The 6,526-nt window shown below is 46.6% G+C and carries 6 protein-coding genes; 5 read left to right on the top strand and 1 reads right to left on the bottom strand.

Annotation, left to right across the window (positions count from 1 at the left end):
- Positions 1-140: 140 nt before the first annotated feature.
- From ACIFQM_RS14690 to secA, 3 genes are all read left to right on the top strand, one after another.
- Entirely contained in the window at positions 141-338 is a 198-nt protein-coding gene (locus ACIFQM_RS14690) for a cold shock domain-containing protein (protein WP_430045564.1), read from the top strand.
- A 301-nt stretch (positions 339-639) separates the two neighbouring features.
- Complete coding sequence (hpf, locus tag ACIFQM_RS14685; RefSeq protein ID WP_137060524.1) at positions 640-1,194, top strand: ribosome hibernation-promoting factor, HPF/YfiA family; 555 nt, start codon at positions 640-642, stop codon at positions 1,192-1,194.
- A 414-nt stretch (positions 1,195-1,608) separates the two neighbouring features.
- Positions 1,609-4,059 (top strand): preprotein translocase subunit SecA, encoded by a 2,451-nt coding sequence (secA, locus tag ACIFQM_RS14680; protein ID WP_430065724.1) that lies wholly within the window; start codon positions 1,609-1,611, stop codon positions 4,057-4,059.
- A 118-nt stretch (positions 4,060-4,177) separates the two neighbouring features.
- On the opposite strand, the gene ACIFQM_RS14675 is transcribed toward secA, so the two are convergent.
- Complete coding sequence (locus tag ACIFQM_RS14675) at positions 4,178-4,321, bottom strand: hypothetical protein (protein ID WP_430041042.1); 144 nt, start codon at positions 4,319-4,321, stop codon at positions 4,178-4,180.
- Between the two features lie 59 nt (positions 4,322-4,380).
- On the opposite strand from ACIFQM_RS14675, the gene prfB reads away from it, so the two are divergent.
- Together prfB and ACIFQM_RS14665 are read left to right on the top strand one after the other, a co-directional pair.
- A protein-coding gene (gene prfB / locus ACIFQM_RS14670) for a peptide chain release factor 2 (RefSeq protein ID WP_430045568.1) occupies positions 4,381-5,494 on the top strand; the annotation gives its coding sequence in 2 pieces (ribosomal slippage) (positions 4,381-4,452 and positions 4,454-5,494; 1,113 coding nt in all).
- A 98-nt stretch (positions 5,495-5,592) separates the two neighbouring features.
- Complete coding sequence (locus ACIFQM_RS14665; protein WP_430041044.1) at positions 5,593-6,492, top strand: YitT family protein; 900 nt, start codon at positions 5,593-5,595, stop codon at positions 6,490-6,492.
- Positions 6,493-6,526 lie beyond the last annotated feature (34 nt).

Here is a 6,526-nt window from a genome sequence, read left to right as displayed (position 1 = left end):
TAATCAACAGACGTGATATATGGAATAACTATACATGAAAACATTATCAATTCCAATTGACAATGGATAACTTTGGATGGTATAGTCGGAAATGTGGGCGAGAGCTTCACTTCATTTGATGACGAAGGGAATGTTAGTGCATGCAAGGTAAAGTTAAATGGTTTAACGCAGAAAAAGGTTATGGTTTCATTGAAACTGCTGATGGCGGCGACGTATTCGTTCATTTTTCCGCAATTCAAACAGAAGGCTTCAAAACACTTGAAGAAGGACAAGACGTGGAGTTCGACATTGTCGAAGGCGCACGTGGACCACAAGCCGCTAACGTAGCCAAATTATAATCATCCCCGGCATAGCCGACCTACATAATCGGTAAGATGGTTAGCAATGGATAACGCGCTAGCAACTGCCCTGGAATGTATTCCAGGGCTTTTTTATGTCTTCTGGGTATTACAAAAAGGCCACCCCTTCTTGTTCGTTAAAGTAGAACGTAAAGCCGGGAATACATAATGCCACGTTGCAGCAGAGCAGCGTTTTATCGAAAAAAACAGAATTTTGTAAAATACCTCCGAAATGTCGGGTGCTTTTTTTACTTGGCGTTAACATATGTGTTATACTGGAGGAGCAAAGGAGGCGTGCCCTATGAACTTAACAGTACGAGGTCAACAGATCGAGGTTACCGACGCTTTGAAGGAATACGTTGATAAGAAATTCAGCAGACTTGAGAAGTATTTCGATGCACCCCCGACGTCTGACGGAAGTGTAACGTTAAGCACAACCAGAGATTTGCACACTGTAGAAGTAACCATTCCTTTGCCGGGGCTTGTACTCCGTGCCGAAGACGAAAGCGACGATATGTATGCGTCTATTGATGCCGTGGTAGACAAGCTTGAGCGGCAGATTCGCAAGCATAAAACCAAGCTGAACCGTAAATTTCGTCAGGAAGGCAGCTTGAAAACCCTTTTTGTTGAAGATACGGCAGGTGGCGTGGCTGTTGCTGAAGATGCAGAATTGGATGAGCTGGAAGTCGTCCGCACCAAGCGTTTCTTATTGAAACCGATGGATGTGGAAGAGGCTATTCTTCAAATGAACATGGTTGGACATAATTTCTTTGTATTTGCCAATATTGATAACGAAGAAGTCAGCGTGGTTTACAAGCGCAATGATGGTAAATACGGCCTGATCGAACGGGAATAATCTGTAAGACAGGAACTTATCTTGTTTGAAAATGAATAGAGGGTTCCCGATTGAAAGCATGCTTCATTGGAGATTGGGAAGAATGAAAATAACGACGAGCCTTATCCTTGCGAACCTGGCGGGATAGGGCTCTTTTATATGTTTTTCTGAAAATGAAATGTAATTTTAATGCAAATAAACGTAACTAATTATGTATTTCATGCGTCAATTGTTTTGGTATCTTTAACCGGATGCAAATCAGGGAGCGGCTTGTGTTGCGGCATGTCCTACAAACTGTTACAATTTATGCAAAGAACATCGCACGATGGGCTGGTATAGCCGGGCCTGTCAAACATATCGGGATCAATTTCATCATGGACCCTTTCTTATTGTGAAATTGATTCTATTAATTGTTTTGCGTGAAAGGGGTAAACCATGTTAGGAATTGTAAAGAAAATTTTTGGAGATACAAACGAACGTGACGTCAAGCGTTTAATGAAGACGGTTGAGCTGATCAATAAATTTGAGCCGGATTTCGAGAAGCTATCGGATGAGGAGCTGCAAGCGAAAACGGCGGAGTTTAAAGCCCGGATTGAGCAGGGAACTACGGCGGAAGAGATTTTGCCGGATGCTTTCGCAACCGTTCGTGAGGCGTCCAAGCGGGTATTGGGCAAACGTCATTATGACGTTCAGATGCTTGGTGGTATTGCGCTGCATGAAGGTAGAATTGCCGAAATGAAAACTGGCGAAGGTAAAACACTGGTGGGAACACTGCCGGTTTATTTGAATGCACTGTTGGGTAAAGGCGTGCACGTGGTTACGGTCAATGACTATTTGGCGCAACGTGACAGTGGAGAAATGGGACAAATCTATAACTTCCTGGGCATGTCGGTTGGGCTGAATTTGGCCGGTCTGGGTCATGGAGAAAAGCAAGCGGCATATGCTTGTGACATCACATACGGAACGAACAATGAGTTTGGATTCGACTACCTGCGTGACAACATGGTGCTTTACAAAGAACAGATGGTACAACGTCCGTTGTATTTCTGTATCATTGATGAAGTGGATTCAATTCTCGTCGATGAAGCTCGTACGCCGCTGATTATCTCTGGACAAGCTCAGAAATCCACGGAGCTGTATTTTGCGGCTGACCGTTTTGTGAAGAGTCTGAATGTTGAAGAAGATTACACCTTGGATATCAAGGTGAAGTCGGTTGCTTTGACCGAGAATGGTGTATCCAAGGCTGAGAATTTCTTCGGACTGGAGAACCTGTACGATCAGGAAAGTGTTACAATCAATCACCACATCGTACAAGCCTTGAAGGCTAACGCTATTATGCGTCTGGATGTGGATTATGTCGTAGCTGACGGCGAAGTTCTGATTGTCGATGAGTTCACAGGCCGTCTAATGGCCGGACGTCGCTACAGCGATGGTTTGCATCAGGCGATTGAAGCGAAGGAAAACATCGTTGTACAGAACGAGAGCATGACGCTGGCGACGATTACTTTCCAAAACTATTTCCGTATGTATCGCAAATTGGCGGGTATGACGGGTACAGCTAAAACAGAAGAAGAAGAATTTAAAAAAATATATGGCCTGGAGGTTCTCCAGATCCCTACGAACCGGGCAAATCAGCGTGTGGATATGCCTGACGTAGTATACAAGAGCGTAAAAGGTAAATTCCATGCGGTAGTGGATGAGATTGTGGAGCGCCACAAAAACAACCAGCCGATATTGGTAGGTACGATTTCTATTGAAAATTCGGAGCTTCTTTCCGAAATGCTGAAACGCAAAGGCGTCCGGCATAAAGTACTTAACGCCAAGTATCATGCCGAGGAAGCTGAAATCATTTCCCGCGCAGGTGAAGCGGGTTCAGTAACCATTGCCACGAACATGGCAGGGCGGGGTACAGACATCGTGTTGGGCGATGGCGTATCGGGTATTGGTGGTTTACACATCATCGGCACAGAGCGTCACGAATCTCGCCGTATTGATAATCAGCTTCGTGGCCGTGCAGGACGCCAAGGTGATCCGGGGTCTACACAGTTTTACTTATCGCTGGGTGATGAGTTGATGAAGCGTTTTGGTGCGGACAACGTACTCAATATGATGGAGCGCTTGGGCTTCGAGGAAGACCAACCAATCGAGAGTCGGATGATTACACGTGCTATCGAATCGGCGCAAAAACGCGTTGAGGGCAACAACTTTGATCAGCGCAAAGTCGTTCTCCAGTATGATGACGTGATGAACCAGCAGCGTACTATTATTTACAAGCAGCGTCGTGAAGTGCTGGAATCCGAGAACATTAAAGAAGTCGTGTTCGACATGATCAAGCCTGTCATTGAGCGTGTGGTGGAAGCACATTGCGGCGATGACATCCCTGAAAACTGGGAACTTGAAGAAGTGGCAGAATATGTGAATAACAATCTGCTTGATGAAAATGCAATCAGTCGTGATGACCTGTGGGGTAAAGAAAAAGAAGAGATCGTTGAACTGGTCTTCGAGAAAGTTAACGAAAGATACCACAGACGTGAAGAGACGATTGGCGAAGACATGGTACGTGAGTTCGAGAAAGTTATCGTACTGCGTGCAGTGGATAGCAAATGGATGGATCATATCGATGCTATGGATCAGCTGCGTCAAGGTATTCACTTGCGTGCTTATGGTGGTACCGATCCGTTGCGTGAATACCAGTTTGAAGGTTTTGAAATGTTCCATGCCATGATCGCCAGCATCCAGGAGGAAGTAGCGACTTACATCATGAAGGCGCAAATTGAATCCAACCAAGAGCGTCAGGCTGTCATCGACGAAGACAAAATCTCGACGAGTGGCGAACCTGCTGCTCCTAAAAAGAAATCTACTCCTTCGCGTCCGCGCAGAAAATAACGGATTGAAGGACGGATTTAGGGAAGCATTCATTTCCTGTAATGCATATAATGGCAGGCGGCAGTTTATCCAACTGACCGTCGGCCATTTTGTGCCATACAGGGGAGCAAGCTGAACTTCAGCTCTTGACCCGGCTCACATACCAGAGCCGGTTATTTAAAAGTCGTTTGACTTTACGGCGGTCAGCAGCGAAGCGAAGAATTTGAATCTGGAGAAGCGCCAGCGTTCGTAAGATCAAATCCTTCGCGTAGCGTCTCCTCACCCAGCCGTACTCATAACACTTTTAAACCCTTAACCCATCGCCAAAAGGAGAATGACATAATGATTGATCCAAATGTTAAACATGATTTAAGAGAAATAGGCAAGAAACTAACAAACCTTAGGGGGTCTCTTTGACTTAGATCTCAAACAGGAAATGATCGCAAACTTTGAGGAAAAGATGGCTGCGCCTAATTTTTGGGATGATAACGATAAAGCCCAAGCTGTGATCGCGGAAATGAACGCGGTTAAATCTTCGGTAGACAGCTATGAACAGCTCCGTCAGGAGTATGAGGATGCGGGGATGATGGCTGAGCTGGCTGATGAGGAAGGCGACGAAACACTAGCTGGAGAAATTGAGAACAGTATCAGATCCTTGCTGAGCAAGCTTGAGGAGTTCGAACTGCAATTGCTTTTAAATCAGCCATATGACAAGCTGAATGCCATTTTGGAGCTGCATCCGGGGGCAGGCGGAACCGAGTCGCAGGACTGGGGTCAAATGCTGCTACGGATGTATACACGCTGGGCAGAAAAACGCGGCTTTAAGGTAGAAACGCTGGATTACCTGGCAGGTGATGAAGCAGGAATCAAAAGTGTAACACTGTTAATCAAGGGCTATAATGCTTACGGCTACCTCAAAGCAGAAAAAGGCGTGCATCGGCTTGTTCGCATTTCTCCATTTGATTCCTCGGGTCGTCGGCATACGTCGTTCGTATCCTGTGATGTCGTGCCGGAAATTGCGGATGATGTGGACGTGGAAATCCGGACAGAGGATCTTAAAATTGATACGTACCGTGCCAGCGGCGCAGGCGGTCAGCATATTAACACGACCGATTCAGCAGTTCGGATTACGCATCTGCCTTCCGGCATTGTGGTAACTTGCCAAAATGAGCGCTCCCAGATCAAGAACCGTGAGCAGGCTATGACGATGCTTCGTTCCAAACTCTATGAGCGCAAAATTGAAGAGCAGCGTCAACAATTGGACGAAATCCGTGGGGAACAGTCCGATATTGCATGGGGCAGCCAAATTCGTTCTTACGTGTTCCACCCATACAGCATGGTGAAGGATCATCGTACCAGTGTGGAAACAGGCAATGTATGGGCTGTCATGGATGGCGATCTGGACCCGTTCATCGACGGTTACCTGCGCAGTCAGATCAAGCTGGACGCAGAATAATAGCCTGTATGTTTTCCTACAGTCCATAGGCCATGTGCCTATGGACTGTAGGGATTTTTGTGTACACGGTATTTTTAAATTAAAGGAGAATACGAAAGATGTCCCAAATGAATCTCCCCGCTGCTCGGCGAAGACGCCGTAGGCCTCTGATTGCCGCCAGCGGCCCCGCTCGCAATGTGATGGATGTTCTGCTCATTGTGCTCGGCTCCTTCATTACGGCGCTGACCTTCAATATGTTCCTGCTTCCTAACCGAATTGCATCCGGGGGTGTGTCGGGTTTATCTATTTTGGGCCAGGATCTGTTTGGTCTGGAACCAGCTTATACGCAGTGGGGAATGAATATTCCGTTATTTATAGCTGGGGTGCTGCTGTTAGGAAAGAAATACGGTTTGCGTTCCCTGCTGGGAAGTATCATGTTACCTTTATTCGTTTATCTAACTAAGGATTGGGCAGTTCCGACAACGAATCCGTTGCTGGCTTCGCTGTATGGTGGAATCGGAGTAGGGTTGGGATTGGGCACTGTATTCCGGGGCAGAGGCTCGACGGGTGGGCTGGCTATTTTGGCGCAGATCATTCAAAAATATACCGGCCTCAGCCTATCACTCTGCGTCATGCTTATGGACGGTACAGTCATCACACTGGCTGGCTTTGCTCTATCGCCGGAGCGGGCGCTGTATGCACTAATTGGTTTGTTTGTAACTGGCAAGGTCATTGATACTGTGGAAATGGGGTTAAGCTACTCCAAAGTGGCCTATATCATATCCAATCAGAAGGAGAAGATCACACAGGCTATTTTACAGGACCTGGATCGCGGATTGACGGAGCTGGCAGGACGGGGCGGTTATACGAACGAAGAACGTCCTGTACTAATGGTTGTGGTAGGCCAAAATGAGGTGACCCGTCTCAAAACGCTTGTTCGCTTGGTAGATCCGGATGCTTTTGTGATTATTAGTAACACGCGTGAGGTATTGGGTGAGGGTTTTAAGAAGGAAGGCTGAAACAAAGTGGCTTGCCGAAAGGTTGATTATAGCT

The sequence above is a fragment of the Paenibacillus sp. NRS-1782 genome, assembly GCF_050467685.1.
GTDB lineage: Bacteria > Bacillota > Bacilli > Paenibacillales > Paenibacillaceae > Paenibacillus > Paenibacillus terrae_A.
Note: the sequence above shows the minus strand (reverse complement) of the source record. Positions and strands in the feature narration are given on the sequence as shown.